At 39.8% G+C, this 20,954-nt stretch carries 17 protein-coding genes, 4 pseudogenes and 1 riboswitch; of the genes and pseudogenes, 16 read left to right on the top strand and 5 right to left on the bottom strand.

Annotated elements, in window-relative coordinates:
* Positions 1 to 15: 15 nt before the first annotated feature.
* From infB to SPPN_RS14030, 6 genes and pseudogenes are all read left to right on the top strand, one after another.
* The gene (gene infB, locus SPPN_RS08630; protein ID WP_000039199.1) at positions 16 to 2,817 is read left to right on the top strand and encodes a translation initiation factor IF-2; all 2,802 of its coding nucleotides are present in this window, start codon (positions 16 to 18) and stop codon (positions 2,815 to 2,817) included.
* 165 nt (positions 2,818 to 2,982) lie between these two features.
* Entirely contained in the window at positions 2,983 to 3,333 is a 351-nt protein-coding gene (rbfA, locus tag SPPN_RS08625) for a 30S ribosome-binding factor RbfA (protein WP_001273605.1), read from the top strand.
* A gap of 25 nt (positions 3,334 to 3,358) precedes the next feature.
* A complete protein-coding gene (locus SPPN_RS14220) occupies positions 3,359 to 3,490 on the top strand; it encodes a hypothetical protein (protein WP_259390853.1) in 132 nt (43 codons plus the stop codon).
* Positions 3,491 to 3,589: 99 nt separating this feature from the next.
* Positions 3,590 to 3,928 (top strand): annotated as a pseudogene (locus SPPN_RS14035) (hypothetical protein); the annotation flags it as partial.
* 139 nt (positions 3,929 to 4,067) lie between these two features.
* Positions 4,068 to 4,830: pseudogene (locus tag SPPN_RS12970) on the top strand (DpnI domain-containing protein).
* Positions 4,826 to 5,206: pseudogene (locus SPPN_RS14030) on the top strand (DpnD/PcfM family protein); the annotation flags it as partial. The pseudogenes SPPN_RS12970 and SPPN_RS14030, both read left to right, overlap by 5 nt.
* 63 nt (positions 5,207 to 5,269) lie before the next feature.
* On the opposite strand, the gene dcm reads toward SPPN_RS14030, so the two are convergent.
* Positions 5,270 to 6,535 (bottom strand): DNA (cytosine-5-)-methyltransferase, encoded by a 1,266-nt coding sequence (gene dcm / locus SPPN_RS08610; protein WP_000865859.1) that lies wholly within the window; start codon positions 6,533 to 6,535, stop codon positions 5,270 to 5,272.
* Between the two features lie 116 nt (positions 6,536 to 6,651).
* On the opposite strand from dcm, the gene SPPN_RS08605 reads away from it, so the two are divergent.
* The gene (locus tag SPPN_RS08605; RefSeq protein ID WP_000372610.1) at positions 6,652 to 8,142 is read left to right on the top strand and encodes a Sau3AI family type II restriction endonuclease; all 1,491 of its coding nucleotides are present in this window, start codon (positions 6,652 to 6,654) and stop codon (positions 8,140 to 8,142) included.
* Between the two features lie 55 nt (positions 8,143 to 8,197).
* On the opposite strand, the gene SPPN_RS08600 is transcribed toward SPPN_RS08605, so the two are convergent.
* From SPPN_RS08600 to SPPN_RS08585, 4 genes are all read right to left on the bottom strand, one after another.
* Positions 8,198 to 9,460, bottom strand: coding sequence for a nucleobase:cation symporter-2 family protein (locus tag SPPN_RS08600; RefSeq protein WP_001194509.1), 1,263 nt, complete (start codon positions 9,458 to 9,460; stop codon positions 8,198 to 8,200).
* Entirely contained in the window at positions 9,460 to 10,041 is a 582-nt protein-coding gene (locus SPPN_RS08595; protein WP_000770417.1) for a xanthine phosphoribosyltransferase, read from the bottom strand. The genes SPPN_RS08600 and SPPN_RS08595 overlap by 1 nt, the downstream gene beginning before the upstream one ends.
* Positions 10,042 to 10,164: 123 nt before the next feature.
* Positions 10,165 to 10,260, bottom strand: a riboswitch (purine riboswitch).
* Between the two features lie 340 nt (positions 10,261 to 10,600).
* Complete coding sequence (locus SPPN_RS08590; RefSeq protein ID WP_000386213.1) at positions 10,601 to 10,987, bottom strand: bleomycin resistance protein; 387 nt, start codon at positions 10,985 to 10,987, stop codon at positions 10,601 to 10,603.
* A gap of 11 nt (positions 10,988 to 10,998) precedes the next feature.
* Positions 10,999 to 11,826: an exodeoxyribonuclease III gene (locus tag SPPN_RS08585; RefSeq protein ID WP_000767452.1), complete on the bottom strand. Its 828-nt coding sequence runs from the start codon at positions 11,824 to 11,826 to the stop codon at positions 10,999 to 11,001.
* A 218-nt stretch (positions 11,827 to 12,044) separates the two neighbouring features.
* Between SPPN_RS08585 and SPPN_RS08580 the strand changes: the two genes are divergently transcribed.
* The 9 genes and pseudogenes from SPPN_RS08580 to SPPN_RS08540 all read left to right on the top strand — a co-directional run bounded on the left by SPPN_RS08580 (position 12,045) and on the right by SPPN_RS08540 (position 20,724).
* Entirely contained in the window at positions 12,045 to 12,944 is a 900-nt protein-coding gene (locus SPPN_RS08580) for a CPBP family intramembrane glutamic endopeptidase (protein WP_000066794.1), read from the top strand.
* Positions 12,928 to 13,215: an autorepressor SdpR family transcription factor gene (locus SPPN_RS08575; RefSeq protein WP_000006513.1), complete on the top strand. Its 288-nt coding sequence runs from the start codon at positions 12,928 to 12,930 to the stop codon at positions 13,213 to 13,215. Before SPPN_RS08580 ends, SPPN_RS08575 begins: the two co-directional genes overlap by 17 nt.
* Positions 13,196 to 13,837, top strand: a complete 642-nt coding sequence (locus tag SPPN_RS08570; RefSeq protein WP_000694123.1) for an SdpI family protein — start codon at positions 13,196 to 13,198, stop codon at positions 13,835 to 13,837. The genes SPPN_RS08575 and SPPN_RS08570 overlap by 20 nt, the downstream gene beginning before the upstream one ends.
* 126 nt (positions 13,838 to 13,963) lie before the next feature.
* A complete protein-coding gene (locus SPPN_RS08565) occupies positions 13,964 to 14,419 on the top strand; it encodes a DUF3290 family protein (protein WP_000675346.1) in 456 nt (151 codons plus the stop codon).
* A pseudogene (locus tag SPPN_RS08560) lies at positions 14,416 to 15,047 on the top strand (DUF421 domain-containing protein). The gene SPPN_RS08565 and the pseudogene SPPN_RS08560 overlap by 4 nt, the downstream one beginning before the upstream one ends.
* Positions 15,048 to 15,101: 54 nt before the next feature.
* Entirely contained in the window at positions 15,102 to 16,847 is a 1,746-nt protein-coding gene (locus SPPN_RS08555; RefSeq protein ID WP_000022577.1) for an ABC transporter ATP-binding protein, read from the top strand.
* The gene (locus SPPN_RS08550) at positions 16,837 to 18,579 is read left to right on the top strand and encodes an ABC transporter ATP-binding protein (RefSeq protein WP_001180122.1); all 1,743 of its coding nucleotides are present in this window, start codon (positions 16,837 to 16,839) and stop codon (positions 18,577 to 18,579) included. The genes SPPN_RS08555 and SPPN_RS08550 overlap by 11 nt, the downstream gene beginning before the upstream one ends.
* A gap of 183 nt (positions 18,580 to 18,762) precedes the next feature.
* Complete coding sequence (locus tag SPPN_RS08545; protein ID WP_000922216.1) at positions 18,763 to 19,455, top strand: sugar transferase; 693 nt, start codon at positions 18,763 to 18,765, stop codon at positions 19,453 to 19,455.
* Positions 19,456 to 19,497: 42 nt separating this feature from the next.
* Entirely contained in the window at positions 19,498 to 20,724 is a 1,227-nt protein-coding gene (locus tag SPPN_RS08540; protein ID WP_001134541.1) for a DegT/DnrJ/EryC1/StrS family aminotransferase, read from the top strand.
* The last annotated feature ends 230 nt before the right edge of the window (positions 20,725 to 20,954 follow it).

Raw genomic sequence — 20,954 nt, 5'->3', positions numbered from 1 at the left:
AGAGGAGGACATGATTTGTCTAAGAAAAGATTGTACGAAATCGCAAAAGAACTTGGAAAAGAAAGTAAAGAAGTTGTAGCGCGTGCAAAAGAGTTGGGCTTGGATGTGAAAAGCCACTCATCAAGTGTGGAAGAAGCTGTCGCTGCAAAAATTGCTGCCAGCTTTAAGCCTGCAGCTGCTCCGAAAGTAGAAGCAAAACCTGCAGCACCAAAAGTAAGTGCAGAAAAGAAAGCCGAAAAATCTGAGCCAGCTAAACCAGCTGTAGCTAAGGAAGAGGCAAAACCTGCTGAGCCAGTCGCTCCGAAAACAGAAAAAGTAGCAGCTAAACCGCAAAGTCGTAATTTCAAGGCTGAGCGTGAAGCTCGTGCCAAAGAACAGGCAGAACGACGCAAGCAAAATAAGGGCAATAACCGTGACCAACAACAAAACGGAAACCGTCAGAAAAACGACGGTCGCAATGGTGGAAAACAAGGTCAAGGCAACCGCGATAATCGTCGCTTTAATGATCAAGCTAAGAAACAGCAAGGTCAGCAAAATCGAGGAAATGAACGCCGTCAACAAGAGGATAAACGTCCAAATCAAGCGGCTCCACGTGTTGACTTTAAAGCCCGTGCAGCAGCCCTAAAAGCAGAGCAAAATGCTGAATATGCACGTTCAAGTGAGGAACGTTTCAAGCAGTATCAGGCTGCTAAAGAAGCCTTGGCTCAAGCTAACAAACGCAAGGAACCAGAGGAAATCTTTGAAGAAGCGGCTAAGTTAGCTGAACAAGCGCAACAAGAACAGCAAGTTCAAGCAGTGGTTGAACTTGCTCCTGTAGCTAAAGAAGCGCCAGTGGATACACGTCGTAAGAAACAAGCTCGACCAGACAAAAATCGTGACGATTATGATCACGAAGAAGATGGTCCTAGAAAACAACAAAAGAATCGAAGTAGTCAAAATCAAGTGAGAAATCAAAAGAATAGTAACTGGAATAACAACAAAAAGAACAAAAAAGGCAATAACAAGAACAACCGTAATCAGACTCCAAAACCTGTTACAGAGCGTAAATTCCATGAATTGCCAACAGAATTTGAGTATACAGATGGTATGACCGTTGCGGAAATCGCAAAACGTATCAAACGTGAACCAGCTGAAATCGTTAAGAAACTCTTTATGATGGGTGTCATGGCCACACAAAACCAATCCTTGGATGGGGAAACCATCGAACTCCTCATGGTGGATTACGGTATCGAAGCCAAACAAAAGGTTGAAGTGGATAATGCTGACATCGAACGTTTCTTTGTCGAAGATGGTTATCTCAATGAAAATGAATTGGTTGAGCGTCCACCAGTTGTAACTATCATGGGACACGTTGACCACGGTAAAACAACACTCCTAGATACCCTTCGTAATTCTCGTGTTGCGACAGGTGAAGCAGGTGGTATCACTCAGCATATCGGTGCCTACCAAATCGTGGAAAATGGCAAGAAGATTACTTTCCTTGATACACCGGGACACGCGGCCTTTACATCTATGCGTGCGCGTGGTGCTTCTGTTACCGATATTACGATTTTGGTCGTAGCGGCAGATGACGGGGTTATGCCTCAGACTATCGAAGCCATCAACCACTCAAAAGCGGCCAATGTTCCAATCATCGTAGCTATCAACAAGATTGATAAACCAGGTGCTAACCCAGAACGCGTTATCGGTGAATTGGCAGAGCATGGAGTTATGTCAACTGCTTGGGGTGGAGATTCTGAATTTGTTGAAATCTCAGCTAAATTCAACCAAAACATCGAAGAATTGTTGGAAACAGTCCTTCTTGTAGCTGAAATTCAAGAACTCAAGGCAGACCCAACAGTGCGTGCGATCGGTACAGTTATCGAAGCGCGCTTGGATAAAGGAAAAGGTGCGGTCGCAACCCTTCTTGTTCAACAAGGTACCTTGAATGTTCAAGACCCAATCGTTGTCGGAAATACCTTCGGTCGTGTCCGTGCTATGACCAATGACCTTGGTCGTCGTGTTAAGGTAGCAGGTCCATCAACGCCAGTTTCAATCACAGGTTTGAACGAAGCGCCAATGGCGGGTGACCACTTTGCTGTCTACGAAGATGAAAAATCTGCGCGTGCAGCAGGTGAAGAGCGTGCCAAACGTGCCCTCATGAAACAACGTCAAGCTACCCAACGTGTTAGCCTTGAAAACCTCTTTGATACCCTTAAAGCTGGTGAACTCAAGTCTGTTAACGTTATCATTAAGGCTGACGTACAAGGTTCTGTTGAAGCCCTTTCTGCATCACTTCAGAAAATCGATGTGGAAGGTGTCAAAGTGACCATCGTCCACTCAGCGGTCGGTGCTATCAATGAATCTGACGTGACCCTTGCCGAAGCTTCAAATGCCTTTATCGTTGGTTTCAACGTACGCCCTACACCACAAGCTCGTCAACAAGCAGAAGCTGACGATGTGGAAATTCGTCTCCACAGCATTATCTATAAGGTTATCGAAGAGATGGAAGAAGCCATGAAAGGGATGCTTGATCCAGAATTCGAAGAAAAAGTTATCGGTGAAGCAGTTATTCGTGAAACCTTCAAGGTGTCTAAAGTGGGAACTATCGGTGGATTTATGGTTATCAACGGTAAGGTTGCCCGTGACTCTAAAGTCCGTGTTATCCGTGATGGTGTCGTTATCTATGATGGTGAACTCGCAAGCTTGAAACACTATAAAGACGACGTTAAGGAAGTTACAAACGGCCGTGAAGGTGGAATGATGATCGACGGCTACAATGATATTAAGATGGATGATGTGATTGAGGCCTATGTCATGGAAGAAATCAAGAGATAATAGAGAAACGATAGCTCATTTGACTCGTCGTCAACAGCGCCTTGATGAACTTCAGTTCTATCTAAGGCTTGTTTCCTAGATTCAAATGGCTCTAGTTCCTCTATCTAATAAAAATAGCTAGGTCTGCTGGCCTAGCTTTTGGTTCAAAGTAGAGAAAGGAATATCATGGCAAATCATTTCCGTACAGATCGTGTGGGCATGGAAGTCAAGCGTGAAGTCAATGAGATTTTGCAAAAGAAAGTCCGTGATCCACGTGTCCAAGGTGTGACCATCACAGATGTTCAGATGCTGGGTGACTTGTCTGTTGCCAAGGTTTATTACACCATTTTGAGTAACCTTGCTTCGGATATCCAAAAAGTCCAAATCGGGCTTGAAAAAGCAACTGGTACCATCAAACGTGAACTTGGTCGCAATTTGAAATTGTACAAAATCCCAGATTTGACCTTCGTCAAAGACGAGTCCATCGAGTATGGAAACAAGATTGACGAGATGCTACGCAATCTGGATAAGAACTAAAGAAGAGGGGCAACCCTCTTTTTTGGTGGAGAAAAAGGCAATAAAACATGATGGGGGAATCTTTCTAGACTTATACTCAATGAAAATCAAAGAGCAAACTAGGAAACTAGCCGCAGGCTGTACTGGAGTAGGGCAAGGTGAAGCTGACGTAGTTTGAATTTGATTTTCGAAGAGTATTAAAAATTATTAAAAAGATTTATAAAATTTAGATAGTGTGATATTATGAGATAAAGATACAAGAGAAAGAGGTATTTATATGGCTGAACAAGACTTAGCTATGCAAGTATTGCAACAAGTGGTGAAACTACCTGTTGTTAAGGTTGATCGTTCGAAGTTTTTAGTGGATAAGTTTTCCAAAGAATTAGATTCACAGGACATTCCTACCTTATTAGAACAAGGCCCAACGTCTCTCTTATCTTAAGAAATCTTAGATCGAGTGGCTAATGTCTGTATTAGGGATAATGTTTTATTAGCGAGTGGGACTTCTGTTGTTGCAGGATTACCAGGTGGACTTGCCATGGCAATTACCATACCAGCGAATATAGCTCAATTTTATGCTTTTTCTTTAAAATTAGCTCAAGAACTAGGGTATATTTTATGAGATATGTGAGAAGGAAATATAAAAGAGAATGATGAAATACAAATGTAATAGGTACATATATGTGGTATACTAGTTATAGTAGATTTTAATTGCTTATATCGAGTGAATTCTCATATTAGTGAGGAATTTTTAAATGGAATTACAATTTAATTTAGAACTAGTAGAAACCTATAAAAGTAATAGTCAGAAGGCACGTATCTTAATGGAGGATTGGGTTTATCGTCAGTCTTATTGCCCTAATTGTGGGAAAAATCCTTTAAATCATTTTGAAAATAATAGACCTGTAGCAGATTTTTACTGTAATCATTGTAGTGAGGAGTTTGAACTAAAGAGCAAAAAAGGAAATTTTTCATCAACAATCAATGATGGTGCTTATGCAACGATGATGGAGCGTGTGCAGGTAGATAATAATTCTAATTTCTTTTTTAACTTATACAAAAAATTTTGAGGTAAATAATTTTCTTGTCCTTCCGAAGCAATTTGTTACACCGAAATCAATTATTCAAAGGAAGCCACTTGCGCCAACTGCTAGACGAGCAGGTTGGATTGGTTGTAACATTGATTTATCACAAGTACTTTCTAAAGGAAGAATATTTTTTGTGAAAAATGGACAAGTTAGAGATCCAGAAAAAGTTACAAAAGAATTTAAGCAAAGTTTATTTTTAAGGAAGAACTCTCTTTCAGTAAGAGGTTGGACAATAGAAATTCTAAATTGTATAGATAAGATAGAGGGTTCAGAATTTACCCTTGAAGATATGTATCGTTTTGAAAGTGACCTAAAAAATATCTTTGTTAAGAACAATCATATCAAAGAAAAGATTAGGCAACAGCTTCAAATATTAAGAGACAAAGAAATAATAGAATTTAAAGGTAGAGGAAAGTATCGGAAATTATGAAAACTTATGTGTAATGGTTTATACTTTATCAGACCCTGATTGTGTGAGGTGGTTGTCTGAAAATATGGAGTTTGGTGATGAGAAACAACTTTTTTTATTGAATAAAAAATATAGCTGGGAATATGGAGATGAATTACCAGAGTGGTTGGAAAGCCCAAAACTATATAGATTATTGCTAATAAGTGAATGATTGGAAAGCAATTTAAAACTGAAAAAGTATACAGTAGAAATTACAGAAACTTTATCACGTTTAGTAAGTATAGAGGCTGAAAATCCAGATGAAGCCGAACGACTTGTAAGAGAAAAGTATAAGAGTTGTGAAATTGTTCTTGATTCAGATGATTTTCAGAACTATGACACTAGCATATATGATTAGATAGATGTTTTTATTTTGTCACACAAAAAAGAGGCTCGCACCTCTTTTTTAGTTTCAGATAAATTAATCAATTTTTTTAATAAATTTAGCAATTTCTTTTACAATCTCAGTAACCAAAGCATTTCCCATAAAAAACATTCTCATTTTATCAGATACCTCTACAATAGATCCATCTGACAATTTCTTTTTAGCTGTCCAATCATCTGGGAAATCCTGAAGGCGTTCAGCTTCAATGGGTGTAATTAATCTATATTTATTGTTTACAAATAATAAATGTGTGGAACGATTAACTGTTCCTTCGGATGTAAGCATTGTTCGTCCTGGAAGGTTTAAATCATCATAAGGGGACATTCCTCCTTCTGAATAGATGTATTGATGTCCGTCAGAGGATGTTCGTTCAATTTTCTTAGATCCTCTAAGATATTGAAATTTTTCCAATTTTGACTGATCAGTTAAAAAATATTTTTCAGGTACTTCAGACTCATCTTGAAGAATTTCTCCTAGAGTGATAGGATTGCCATTGTAATTAGGTTCTGTATCAATAGAATAGTATTTTCCATGTCTCATAATTCCTGTATTCCAAACAGTACCAGTAAAAGTATCTGAAACTTCAACTATATCATTTGGTAACTCATAAAACACATGACGATTTTTAACTGCTATAGGTTTAATAGGAAATTGTTTTGCAAATAGACCTTGATTGAAAATATAGTCATCATACCTATTATCTTCAAAGATTTCTTCATTTTTTTCGTAAAGATTGTCATTTTTTTGGGCAAAGACTGTATCATTTCGATATACGAAAAAGAATACACGACGTCTTCGTTGGCTTCTTCCATACTCAGCAGCATTAATAACTCTCCACTCTACAGAATATCCAAGGTTATTAAAAGCTGTTAGCATGATTGCAAAATCACGTCCTCTCTGTTTTGAGGGCGCTTTTAAAAGCCTATCCACGTTTTCCAGAATTAAGTATTTGGGTTTAATGATTTCAGTTGCTCTAATGATTTCCCAAAATAAAACTCCTTTTTTTCCTTCAATACCTTTTTCATCTTTCTTGCTACGCGCAACAGAGTAATCTTGGCAAGGAAAACCACCGACAATCATATCGGCATCCATTTTGGAAAATTGTTCGTCTGTTACATCAGAGATACTAATATTGATGTTTTCGCTATTGGGGAAGTGATAATCATAGACCTCAAATGCGTCTTGAGATTTACGAGATGGTTCCCATTGGTTTGCCCATTTTGTTTTAAAGAGTTGCTTATCGGCATTTTCTAATCCTATCCGAAAACCGCCAACTCCAGCAAATAGTTCGAGAACTTTCATCTTTTCTCCTTCATTTTTTTACAGTTTAATCCATTATATACTATTTTCAATGATTGATCAAGTATTAATGTTTGCTTTAGTTTAATTTGATATAATATAAAAGATAGGAGAAGAAAATGGATCAAAACTTATTTAACTATAACGATGAAGATATCGATAGTGTTATTGAATATTCTAACAAACTATTAAATAGAAAATTTTCCGATGTTATGGAAGAGTATAATCGTTCGCTTTATAAATCATATGACGATTATAATGATAGAGTAGTCTCTGAGGTACAAGATAAAGCAATTAGTATGAAGTCAAAAGGGCAGTATGGAAATTATATTGAAAAATATTTCTATGGTTACCAGCCAAATAGTGACTCGGAAGCTGACTTTGAAAAAATAGGTGTAGAGTTAAAAGTTACTCCTTTTAAGATAAACAAAAATGGGACACTTAGTGCAAAAGAACGACTTGTATTAACAATACTAAACTATATGGAGGAAAATTTAGAGGATTTTTACTTCACTCATTTATGGAAAAAATGTGCAAAGATTTTGTTATTGTTTTACAATGGCTTAATTCCCAATCAAACAATGAAGGACTATGTCATTGAAAAAATATTTTTATATGAATGGTTTGAGGAGGATATGGCAGTCATCCTTGAAGACTATCAGAAGATTACAGATAAAATCAAAAATGGAAGGGCACATGAATTATCAGAATCAGATGGAAACTATTTATCAACTTGTACAAAAGGTGCAGGTAAAGGAAAGGATTTAAGACAGCAACCATTTAGTCATGAATTAGCAAAACAAAGAGCTTGGGAATTAAAATCAAGTTATATGACCTATCTGATTAATCATAAAATCTTTAACCAATCAGATCAAGAAAGTGTTTTGGCTAATTTTAGGGGTGAAAAAAAGTCATTTACTGAGGTTATTGCAGAGAAGATTCTTTCCTACAAAGGTTTCTCTGAACAAAAGTTATATGATAGATTTGAAGTGAATCCCAAGGCAAAAGGTAAGAATAGTACTCTGATTAGAAAAATTTTAGGCTTGACAGGGGATTTGGATAAGACCAAAGAATTTCAAAAAGCAAACATGAATTTGAGAGTTATTCGAGTAGATAAGAATAATTTACCTAAGGAAGACTCTCCATTTAAAACTTATTGTTTTAAAGAATTAGCAGAAACAGATAGTTGGGAATCATCACATGTTTATAATGAAATTTATAATAAACGATTCCTCTTCGTTATTTTTAAGGAAATTGAACCTAAGCTATTTGTATTAGATTCTATCAAATTTTGGGGATTTCAGGATAGACAATTAGAAGAAATCGAAAGAGTGTGGCAGGAAACTAGACAAATTATTTCTGACGGAGTTAAATTAACTCAAAATGGTAATAAAGTTTCAACTAATTTCCCTCAAAGTAAGATAAATAGAATTCTATTTACGAAATTACATGCTACCAATGCTTACTATGAAATTGAAAAAGGAAAATTTGTTGGGAAAGGCTCATTATCTGATACAGATGAACTTCCAGATGGACGTAGGATTACAAAACACTCCTTTTGGATGCCTAAGAAGTTTATAAAAGAAATATTAGATGGGAATTGGGATTGATAGTATTTATAATCAATTTGTGATAAACAAAAAAAGAGGCTCGCACCTCTTTTTCTTATTGCTTTTTATGATTTAATACAGCATTGAGTACAATGGCGAGTAGGCTAGCTACGACGATTCCGTTTGAGAAGAACATTTGGAAGGCTGTCGGCATGCTGACAAAGAGATTACTGTTGTTGAGTCCGACACCTGCAGCGATTGAAACAGCTGCGATAAGGAAGTTATGTTCATTGTTAGCAAAGTCAACACGAGCGAGGATTTGCATCCCTTGAATGGATACAAAACCAAACATCACCAGCATGGCACCACCGAGGACAGGGCTCGGAATGATTTGAGCAAGGGCACCAAACTTAGGAAGGAGTCCAAGGAGAACCAGGAAACCAGCTGCGTAGTAGATTGGCAGGCGAGTCTTGATACCTGATAATTTAACCAAACCAACGTTTTGTGAAAATCCTGTGTAAGGGAAGGTGTTAAAGATTCCTCCGAGAAGTACGGCCAAACCTTCTGCGCGGTAACCGTTGCGCAGGCGCGTGCTGTCGATTGGATCTTTCGTGATATCAGACAAGGCTAGGTAAACACCAGTCGACTCAACCATAGACACCGTTGCGATGATACACATCATGACAATAGATGAGATTTCAAAGGTTGGCATCCCAAAGTAGAGTGGAGTTGGGACATGGACAAGTGGTGCTGACGCAACAGGAGAGAAGTCCACCAAACCCATGCTAGCAGCAATGGCGGTTCCAACAACCAGACCAATCAAAATAGAGATAGACTTGATAAATCCTTTGGTAAAGATGTTGATCAAGAGGATAATCAGAACAGTAATAGCTGCAAGCAAGAGACTTTGACCAGTTGGTTCTGGAACGTTATTTCCCATATTTCCAATAGCGACAGGGATCAAGGTTAAACCAATCGTGGTAATAACAGATCCTGTTACGATAGATGGGAAGAGATTGGCTACTTTTGAGAAGATACCTGAAACAAGAACCACGTAAATCCCTGATGCGATAAGGGCACCAAACATAGCGCCACTACCATGGCTTTGCCCAATCATAATCAAGGGAGCTACCGACTGGAAGGCAACCCCAAGAACGACTGGTAGCCCAATCCCAAAGTATTTGTTGAGTTGGAGTTGGAGGAAGGTTGCCACACCACACATGAAGATATCTGTGGAAATCAGGTAGGTCAACTGCTCAGTTGAATAGCCAAGGGCTGTCGCAATCATGATGGGAACCAGGATAGATCCTGAGTACATGGCTAGTAAGTGCTGCAAGCCAAGAACGGCTGCTTGCGAGTGTTTTTCTTGAGTTTGCATTAGAGATCTGCCTCCTTAAATACGACCTGACCATTTTCAAAACGATCCAAACGAGCGAGTGATAGAACAGGGTAGCCTGCTTTTTCAAGCAAATCACGGCCATATTGGAAGGATTTTTCAATCACAATACCGATAGCTTGGACTGTGGCACCAGCTTGTTCGATGATTTGAATCAAGCCTTTGGCAGCTTGGCCATTAGCAAGGAAATCGTCGATAATCAAGACCTTGTCCTCTGGTGAGAGGAATTTTCCAGCGATAGAAACGGTGCTGGTTACCTGCTTGGTAAAGGAGTAAACTTGGGCAGTTAAGATGCCTTCATTCATAGTGATGTTTTTAGCTTTTTTAGCGAAAATCATGGGAACGTTTAAGGCTTCAGCTGTAAAAACGGCTGGGGCAATACCCGACGCTTCAATGGTTACGACTTTGGTAATGCCAGCAGAAGCAAATTTTTCCGCAAAAACCTTACCGATTTCTCTCATCAAGCTAAAGTCAACTTGGTGGGTTAAAAAGGAATCTACCTTGAGGATGTTATCACCCAAGATATGCCCATCCTTGAGGATGCGCTCTTCTAATAATTTCATAAGACCTCCTAAAGTCTAAAAGCCAATCCATTTGCTTGTTTATAGTTTCTAGCAAGAAATAGAAAAAGGACTTACTTAATCTCTAAGTAAGTCCCCAAAATAGGCATGGCAAAAACGACCATACCTCACTTCTGACTTACTTATTGTTAGGTGTTCCGGCACCTTGTAGAAACGTCGTGCCAATTCACGACATAAACAAGTAAAATGATATTCAATTTTAAATAGGCTTGAGCCAATGTTTTTATTTTACACTAAATCACTTTAGAAATCAACTGTTTTGTTAGTGTTTTGGTTTAAAAAACGAACAAATATAATAAAAATGGGGAAAAATCAACTTATTGGCTAACATTTATACTCAATGAAAATCAAAGAGCAAACTAGGAAGCTAGCCGCAGGCTGTACTTGAGTACGGTAAGGCGACGCTGACGTGGTTTGAATTTGATTTTCGAAGAGTATTAGAAGATTTTTTCATCATAAAAGACATATTATCAAGATTTTTCAAGACCTGACAATATGCCTTTTTCTGATTTGAAATATTTTTTGCTAAACCTTTATTATTCTACTCGCTAAATCTTAAAAAATAACCATCTGGATCCAAAATCGCAAATTCATGGGGATATATAAAGTTATCTCCTACTCGAAATTCTCTTTTTGTCAGGGGACGATGGATAGGATAGTCAGCTTCCATCACTTTTTGATAAAGTTGTGGGACATCCTTTATACCAAAGGATAGATTGACACCTTTTCCAAAAGGGTAGGTAAGGTTAGCCAGTTCCTCGGGGGTTCCTTCCTCTAGCATTAGCTGGCAGTCTTCAAGCGAGAGGAAGAGAAATTTCTCCTCTGGACGATCGTATTCGACAGAGAATCCTAGCAGGTCGCAGTAGAAGTGGCGTGATTTTTCGATGTCAGATACTACAAATTCAGGAATGACAGCTTGATAGTCCATTCGCTTTCTCCTTAGAGTTCAATCTCCATGACAATGGGTGTGTGGTCTTGGCGCGCACCGGAGTCAATCATATCAGACTTGGTCACCTTGTCAGCCACGCGGTTGCTTGTCAGCCAGTAGTCGATTCTCCAGCCTGTATTGTTGATTTTAGAAGTCTTGCTGCGCTGTGCCCACCAAGTGTAGCGTTCTGGAACATCGCCGTGAATGTGGCGGAAGGTATCCGTAAATCCAGTTGCTAAAAGGTTGGTAAATCCAGCACGCTCCTCGTCGGTAAATCCTGGTGAACGGCGGTTGCTAGCAGGATTTGCAAGGTCAATCTCATTGTGGGCTACGTTATAGTCACCGGTCGCAAGGACTGGTTTTTCTTTGTCTAGTCCAGCTAAGTACTCAGCGTATTTGACATCCCAGACTTGGCGTTCTTCCAAGCGTTTGAGGCCATCGCCAGCGTTTGGAGTGTAAACTTGCGTTACGAAAAAATCATCAAATTCTAGCGTGATGATACGGCCTTCCAAGTCCATGGTAGAAGGGGAACCGATTTCTGGGAAGCTGATAGTTGGTGTGAGTTCTTTCTTGTAGAGGAACATGGTACCAGCATAGCCTTTACGGGCAGGTTCTTGAGAAGAGCGCCACGTGTTTTCGTAGCCTGGGAAGAGTTCTTCTAAAATTTCCAAGTGTTTCTTTGTAGGCCCTTTGGCAGAAAGCTTGGTTTCTTGGATAGCGATGATATCAGCATTTTCAGCGACCAAGGTTTGTAGGACTTCTTGGGACAATTTGGCACGAGCTGAGTCACTAGTTAGGGCAGCATTGAGGGAATCAATATTCCATGAGATGAGTTTCATAAAGTTACCTTTTTCATTCAGATTATAGATTTTATTATACCAAAAAAAGGTCTATTTCCCCAACGTATGGTTTGAAAATTACTCTTTAGACTTTATCCTGAGAAAATAAAAATTCCCTAAACTATTTAGAAAAAAATCTAAATAGCTCTTGTGTTTAGAATAGAAAGGTGTATAATGTTATTTAGAAAAACATCTAAATAGAAAGTGAAGTTACATATATGTCAAATAAGAGAACAATCCTTCTTTTTGTGGTCTTGGCTTATGCCCTTGCTTGGATAATATGGTTGGCACTATGGATAGGTGGTGTTGGTCTAAATTCTCCATGGAGTCAACTTGCTAGTATTGTAGCCATGTGGATGCCTGCGCTTGCAGTCTTTCTCTTAGGGAAAATCACGAATCAACCTAGTGGAATCAAATCTAAATTAGTCGTGAATCTCAAGAGGAACTGGCGCTTTTACTTACTAGCTATCTGGTTCCCAGCAGTTATCAGTTTTTTAGGAGCAGGACTTTATTTTCTTCTATTCCCTAGCAATTTCAGCCTTGGTTTTGAATCTATTCAAGCTATTTTACAAGAAAAAGGAGTCCTTCAATCACCGTTCCCCTTATCTTTCTTGGCCTTGATTCAAATCCTAGCTAGTTTGACCTACGCTCCTTTTCTTAATAGTTTCTTTGCATTGGGAGAGGAAATTGGTTGGCGTGGCTATCTTTACCCAGCTCTAAGAGGACGCTTTTCAATAGTCCAGACTCATGTCTTGCTTGGTCTCATTTGGAGTCTTTGGCATCTACCAATCAATTTGCAAGGCTATAATTATGGACTATCTTATTTTTCTTATCCCGTTTTGGGAGTTGTTGCTATGTTTCTATTTTGTTTTAGCCTAGGAATATTGTTGAGCTGGTTGTTTGAAAAGACAGGTTCTATCTGGGCTTCTGCCCTATTTCATGGGGCAATCAATGCAACTGCCGGTATTGGGTTACTCTTTCAATTACCAGGAGAAAAAGTTTCAAGCCTCTTGATTTTAGGCCCATCACCGACAGGAATACTATCAGTTCTACCTTGCTTAGTCCTAGCCCTACTAATATTACAGAGGGAAAGGAGTCATTATGAGTTTTGCAAATAGCTTTAAAGCCTTATCTCATCCAGTTAGGAGAGAGATTTTGAATTTACTCAAAACAGGTAGATTACCTGCAGGAGAAATTGCCAGTCAATTTGAGTTGACTAGTGCAACTATTTCACACCATCTTACGATTTTGAAAGCAGCGGATTTGATTCATGAAATGAAAGAAAAAAACTTTATTTATTATGAGTTAAATACATCGGTTTTAGAGGATATAATGGTTTGGTTAGCAGATCTGAAAGGAGATCATTTTGATGAAGATAAAAATCAATAAGAAATTGGTATTATTTACGAGCATTCTCATCCTACTACCTTCCCTTGTAGGTTGTGTTTTCTGGAATCAATTACCAGAGGAGATACCCACTCATTTTAATCTACTGGGTCAAGCAGATGGCTACAATCATAAAATGTCTGCTATCTTTGGATTACCGACTCTCATGCTTTTGATGCATTGGTTGCTTCTATTTTTAATGATTAAGGATCCTAAATCTAGCAATATCAGTTCAAAAATACAACTCTTGATTTACTGGATTATTCCTTTTGTATCTTGTCTATTAATGATTTCTATCTTCGGAGAATCTTTGGGTTATTCCATGATGAGTGGGCTACTAGCTCAGATTTTTATGGGAGTCGTGATGATCGTAATTGGAAATTATCTACCAAAAACACACCGAAATTATATAATCGGTATTCGACTACCGTGGACCTTAGAGAATGATAAAAACTGGAGAAAAACGCATCGCCTAGCTGGGAAAATTTGGGTATTCGGAGGATTGTTATTGTTTCTAAATTCCTTTGTGCAACTATATGTTTACTGGGTATTCTTCTTGACACTTTTCTTTGTAGTGATAATTCCTAGTGTCTATTCTTATCAATTATCAAAATTAGAATCTTGAAATAGCTACTGGAGTCATTAGTTTGAGAAGTTGGTCTGATATGTCTATTTCCCCAACGTATGGTTTGAAAAATCACCCTCTTTCATTTATAATGAAGAATGATTTTATGAAAAGGCGTGAAAATAAATGAAATTTTACTCATATGAATATGTTCTTAGCCAAATCAGTCAGCAAAATGGAATCATGATTGGCTTTGGGATTATTCTCCTAGCTATCACAGGTTTTTTTGCTTTTAAAGCTTATCGAGATAAAAAGGGGACTAAGTTTCGGGAATTGGTCATGATTTTAGCCTTGACTTTAGTAGCCATGCTTTTGGTGACAATTTCAAAATACCAGACCAATCAAGCCTCTAACAACCAATTTCAAACTTCACTTCATTTTATAGAGGTCGTTTCCAAAGACTTGGGAGTGGATAAATCAGAAGTTTACGTAAATACTTCAGTTACCACTGATGGAGCGCTTGTCAAGGTAGGTTCAAATGTCTATCGTGCTATGAACGGGAGCGAATTAGACAAGTATCTTTTAAAGAAATTAGAATTGCATCAAACAGACGTTATTGAATTGGTGAAGGTAAACAAGTGACACTCAACTGTATGGAAATTGTAATCGAACTGGCCTTGGGGCTCTTCTCACTTGTTTTGTTATCAATGTGACAGGAAAGGGGAACTTAGCACCTAACTCTGCGACAGATTAAATTCAGAATTATGTTCTCTGTGCTATCATTGGTGGTGTGATTTACAATAGTTCTATCAGCATTTTGCAGTACGAGGTGATTTTACTGATGTGGACTATTTTGGTTTTGACCCTCAAGTGGCTTCATAATATTCGTTTTGTGAAATGTTTGATTGATGGTAAGCCAACTCTCCTCATCAAACATGAGAAGATTGACCTAGAAGCCTGTCGTTCGGTTGATTTGTTTGGGGTGGATGTAACCCTCAAACTTCGTAGCCAAGGGATTTTCCAGATGAAGCAAGTTGAACGAGCTGTGCAGGAGCAAAATGACCAACTCATCGTGGTCCAAATGGGAGATGAAAATCCTAAGTATCTAATTGTGACTGATGGTGTTATCCAAGTAGAAGTCTTGGAATCGCTTGGCTGTAGCGAAGAGTGGTTGATTGATAATCTCGGCAAACAAGGGCATGACAATGTAGCCAATATCTTTATCGCTGAGTATGACAAAGGTGACGTTACAGTTGTAACCTATGAATAAGAAAAACCTGGGGTCGGAGTCTCAGGTTTCCATTTGGAACTAGAAAGGAATTTTATGTCCATTATTCAAAAACTCTGGTGGTTTTTTAAGCTAGAAAAACGCCGTTATCTAGTCGGAATTGTGGCCTTGGTCTTGGTTTCTGTCCTTAACCTCATTCCCCCAATGGTCATGGGGCGGATCATTGATGCTATCACATCGGGGCAATTAATTCAGAATGAACTACTTATTTACCTATTTTACTTGCTTCTTGCGGCCTTTGGTATGTACTATCTGCGCTATGTTTGGCGTATGTATATTCTTGGGACATCCTACCGTCTGGGGCAGATTATGAGGTCTCGCTTGTTTGAGCATTTTACAAAGATGTCTCCAGCCTTTTATCAAACCTATCGGACGGGGGACTTGATGGCACACGCAACCAATGATATCAATTCTTTGACGAGTCTTGCAGGTGGTGGTGTTATATCTGCGGTGGATGCCTCTATTACAGCTTTAGTGACTTTGCTGACCATGCTCTTTAGCATTTCCTGGCAGATGACTCTAGTTGCAATTTTACCCCTGCCTTTTATGGCATATGCGACCAGTCGTTTGGGAAGAAAGACTCATAAGGTCTTTGGAGAGTCACAGGATGCCTTTTCTGAACTCAATAACAAGGTTCAGGAGTCTGTATCAGGTATCAAAGTGACCAAGTCTTTTGGTTATCAGGCAGATGAGCTGGAGTCCTTTCAGGCAGTCAATGAATTAACCTTCCAAAAGAATCTCCAAACCATGAAATACGATAGACTCTTTGACCCAATGGTTTTCTTGTTTGTTGGATTATCCTATGTTTTAACACTCTTAGTCGGCTCTTTGATGGTTCGGGAGGGGCAGATTACAGTTGGAAATTTGGTCACTTTTATTAGTTATTTGGATATGATGGTCTGGCCTCTCATGGCTATTGGTTTCCTCTTTAATATCACTCAGCGAGGAAAGGTTTCTTACCAGCGGATTGAGAATCTTTTGTCTCAGGAATCATCTGTAAAAGACTCCGAGTTTCCTCTGGATGGTATTGAAAACGGGCGCTTGGAGTATGCTATTGATAACTTTGCTTTTGAAAACGAGGAAACGCTAATGGATATTCACTTTAGTTTGGAAAAAGGGCAAACTCTGGGCTTGGTTGGGCAGACAGGCTCTGGGAAAACATCCTTGATTAAACTCCTCTTGCGTGAGTACGATGTGGATAAGGGAGCTATTTATCTAAATGGTCACGATATTCGCGATTATCGTTTGACAGACCTTCGTAGTCTTATGGGCTACGTCCCTCAGGACCAGTTCCTCTTTGCGACTTCGATTTTAGACAATATTCGCTTTGGCAATCCTAACTTGCCCATTTCAGCGGTCGAGGAAGCGACTAAGCTAGCTCAAGTTTACCAAGACATTGTAGCCATGTCACAGGGATTTGATACGTTGATTGGTGAAAAGGGAGTCAGTCTTTCTGGTGGGCAAAAGCAGCGTCTGGCTATGAGTCGGGCTATGATTTTAGACCCTGATATCTTGATTTTGGATGATTCTTTGTCGGCCGTGGATGCCAAGACAGAGTATGCGATTATCGACAACCTTAAGGAGACGCGAAAGGACAAGACAACCATTATTACGGCTCATCGCCTCAGTGCAGTTGTCCATGCAGATTTGATTTTAGTCCTGCAAAATGGTCAAATCATCGAACGAGGCAGGCACGAAGACTTGCTAGCTTTGGATGGCTGGTATGCCCAAACCTACCAGTCTCAGCAGCTGGAAATGAAGGGAGAAGAAGATGCAGAATAAACAAGAACAATGGGCTGTATTGAAGCGCTTGATATCTTATCTCAAGCCTTATGGTCTTCTGACCTTTTTGGCACTCAGCTTTCTCCTAGCGACTACGGTCATTAAAAGTGTCATTCCCCTTGTGGCTTCCCACTTTATCGACCAGTATCTCAGCAATCTCAATCAACTCGCTGTGACAGTGTTGCTGGCCTACTATGGTCTCTATATCCTGCAAACTCTGGTTCAGTATGTCGGAAATCTTCTCTTTGTACGGGTGTCTTACAGTATTGTGAGGGATATTCGTCGCGATGCCTTTGCCAATATGGAGAAGCTAGGCATGTCTTATTTTGACAAGACGCCAGCAGGCTCTATCGTCTCTCGTTTGACTAATGATACCGAGACAATCAGTGATATGTTTTCGGGGATTTTATCCAGTTTTATCTCAGCAATTTTTATCTTTTTGACAACCCTTTATACCATGTTGGTGTTGGATTTTCGTTTGACAGCATTAGTCCTGCTCTTTCTCCCTTTGATTTTCCTTTTGGTCAATCTCTATCGTAAAAAATCAGTCAAGATTATCGAGAAAACCAGAAGTCTCTTGTCAGATATCAATAGTAAGCTGGTAGAAAATATCGAAGGAATTAGGATTATCCAGGTCTTTAATCAAGAAAAGCGCCAGCAGGCAGAATTTGATGAGATTAACCAAGAACACTTGGTCTATGCCAACCGCTCTGTAGCCTTTGATGCCCTCTTGTTGCGCCCTGCTATGAGTTTGTTGAAACTCCTAGGTTATACTGTCTTAATGGCCTATTTTGGCTACCGTGGTCTTTCTATCGGGATAACGGTCGGGACTATGTATGCTTTTATCCAGTACATCAATCGTCTCTTTGATCCTCTGATTGAAGTAACGCAAAACTTTTCAACCCTGCAAACGTCTATGGTGTCTGCAGGCCGTGTCTTTGCCTTGATTGACGAGGCAACCTATGAGCCTCTTCAAGAAAATAGTCAGGTTGAGGTTGAAGAAGGCAATATTCGTTTTGAACATGTGTGTTTCTCATATGATGGCAAACATCCTATTCTGGATGATATTTCTTTTTCGGTCAACAAGGGTGAAACCATTGCCTTTGTAGGTCATACAGGTTCGGGGAAATCTTCGATTATCAATGTCCTCATGCGCTTTTATGAATTCCAGTCAGGGAGAGTTCTCTTGGATGATGTGGATATCAGGGATTTCAGTCAAGAAGAGCTGAGAAAAAACATCGGTTTGGTCTTGCAGGAACCCTTTCTCTATCATGGAACTATTAAGTCCAATATCGCCATGTACCAAGAAATCAGTGATGATCAGGTTCAGGCTGCGGCAGCCTTTGTGGATGCAGATTCCTTTATTCAAGAACTTCCTAAGGGGTACGACTCCCCTGTGTCTGAGCGTGGATCGAGTTTTTCAACTGGTCAGCGACAGCTTCTTGCCTTTGCCAGAACAGTTGCCAGCCAGCCTAAAATCCTGATTTTGGATGAAGCGACCGCCAATATTGACTCTGAAACAGAAAGCTTGGTTCAAGCTTCTCTGGCGAAGATGAGACAGGGCCGAACAACTATTGCTATCGCTCACCGCCTTTCTACTATTCAAGACGCCAACTGCATCTATGTTTTGGACAAGGGGCGCATTATTGAGAGTGGAACACATGAGGAACTCTTGGCCTTGGGAGGGACCTATCACAAGATGTATAGCTTGCAGGCAGGAGCTATGTCTTAATATTTTTTGAAAATCTCTTAAAACCAGGTCAGCTTTATCTGCAACCTAAAAGCTGTACTTTGATTTTCATTGAGTACCAGAAGGAAATCTTTCAAATTACAGATTTCTTTCACCGCCTTTTCCATTTTGTGGTATAATGAAAAATGTTGACAAATAGTATAATAAAAACAAAGGAGAAACAGCATGCTGAAATGGGAAGACTTGCCCGTGGAAATGAAATCAAGCGAGGTTGAGTCTTACTACCAGCTTGTCTCTAAAAGGAAGAGTTCGCTGATTTTCAAGCGTTGCTTGGATTGGGTTCTAGCCTTGGTAGTACTGGTTCTGACCTCACCCATCTTTCTCATCTTGAGCATTTGGATCAAGTTGGATAGCAAGGGGCCAGTGATTTACAAGCAAGAGCGCGTGACCCAGTACAATCGACCTTTCAAGATTTGGAAGTTCCGTACCATGGTGACGGATGCGGATAAAAAAGGGAGCCTGGTGACTTCTGCTAACGATAGCCGCATTACCAAGGTTGGTAATTTCATCCGCCGTGTGCGTTTGGATGAACTTCCTCAGTTGGTCAATGTCCTGAAAGGCGAAATGTCCTTTGTCGGTACACGACCTGAAGTGCCTCGTTACACAGAGCGGTATAGCCCTGAAATGATGGCGACCTTGCTCTTACCAGCAGGGATTACCTCTCCAACCAGCATCAACTACAAGGATGAGGACACTATCATCAGTCAAATGACGGAGAAAGGTCTGTCGGTTGACCAAGCCTATGTCGAACACGTCCTTCCTGAAAAGATGCGCTATAACCTCGTCTATCTCCGAGAGTTTAGTTTCCTTGGAGACATCAAAATCATGTTTCAAACCGTATTTGAGGTGCTAAAATAAAGTAGTCATAAGAGAATGAGTACAGATAAAAGGAGCAAATCAATGCCAAATTACAATATTCCATTTTCACCACCCGATATTACGGAATCAGAAATTGCTGAAGTAGCGGATACCCTTCGTTCTGGTTGGATTACAACAGGTCCTAAGACCAAAGAACTGGAGCGTCGCTTGTCCCAATACACACAGACGCCTAAGACTGTCTGCCTTAACTCTGCGACAGCCGCTCTGGAGTTAATTTTGCGTGTGCTTGAAGTTGGGCCTGGTGATGAAGTCATCGTTCCAGCCATGACCTATACAGCTTCATGTAGTGTCATCACGCACGTAGGAGCGACCCCTGTCATGGTAGATATCCAAGCAGATACGTTTGAGATGGACTATGACTTGCTGGAGCAAGCTATCACTGAGAAAACTAAGGTGATTATCCCAGTAGAGCTCGCAGGGATTGTTTGCGATTATGACCGTTTGTTCCAAGTCGTGGAGAAAAAACGTGACTTCTTTACCGCTTCAAGCAAGTGGCAAAAGGCCTTTAACCGTATTGTCATTGTCTCTGATAGTGCCCACGCTTTGGGATCTACTTATAAAGGACAACCTTCTGGTTCTATCGCTGACTTTACTTCCTTCTCATTCCATGCCGTTAAGAACTTTACAACGGCAGAAGGTGGAAGTGCGACTTGGAAAATCAATCCAGTGATTGATGACGAAGAGATGTACAAGGAATTCCAAATCCTTTCCCTTCACGGGCAAACTAAGGATGCTCTTGCCAAGATGCAACTGGGGTCATGGGAATACGATATCGTTACACCAGCCTATAAGTGCAACATGACCGATATCATGGCTTCACTTGGTTTGGTACAATTGAACCGCTATCCAAGTTTGTTGGAACGCCGTAAGGACATTGTGGACCGCTATGATAGTGGTTTTGCAGGTTCTCGCATCCATCCTTTGGCACACAAGACTGAAACTGTCGAATCTTCACGCCACCTCTACATCACCCGTGTAAAAGGAGCAAGCCTAGAAGAACGCAATCTTATCATCCAAGAATTAGCTAAAGCAGGAATTGCAAGTAACGTACACTACAAACCGCTTCCGCTCTTGACAGCCTATAAGAATCTTGGCTTTGATATGGCGAATTATCCAAGAGCCTATGCCTTCTTTGAAAATGAAATTACGCTCCCTCTTCACACTAAATTAAGCGATGAAGAAGTGGACTATATCATTGAGACTTTCAAAACAGTTTCTGAAAAAGTGCTAACTTTATCAAAAAAATGACAAACTACAGTCAAGCGAAAGTGATCCTGTCCCTAAAAAGTCTAATTGAGTGTAAAAACTGTTGTTTTCAATTGATAATAGTTTACACCTGTAGTTGAGGCTCCTTTCTCCTCAGAGAGAGAATTTTTATAGGATTTTCCTTTCTTGTGGGAGTCCCGTGGTTTGAAATAAGATGTGAGCAATTTAGTGTAGCATTTAGAATCCTTACTAGACATCATTTAGAAAATCTA

It is taken from the genome of Streptococcus pseudopneumoniae IS7493 (assembly GCF_000221985.1).
Classification (GTDB): domain Bacteria; phylum Bacillota; class Bacilli; order Lactobacillales; family Streptococcaceae; genus Streptococcus; species Streptococcus pseudopneumoniae.
Note: the sequence above shows the minus strand (reverse complement) of the source record. Positions and strands in the feature narration are given on the sequence as shown.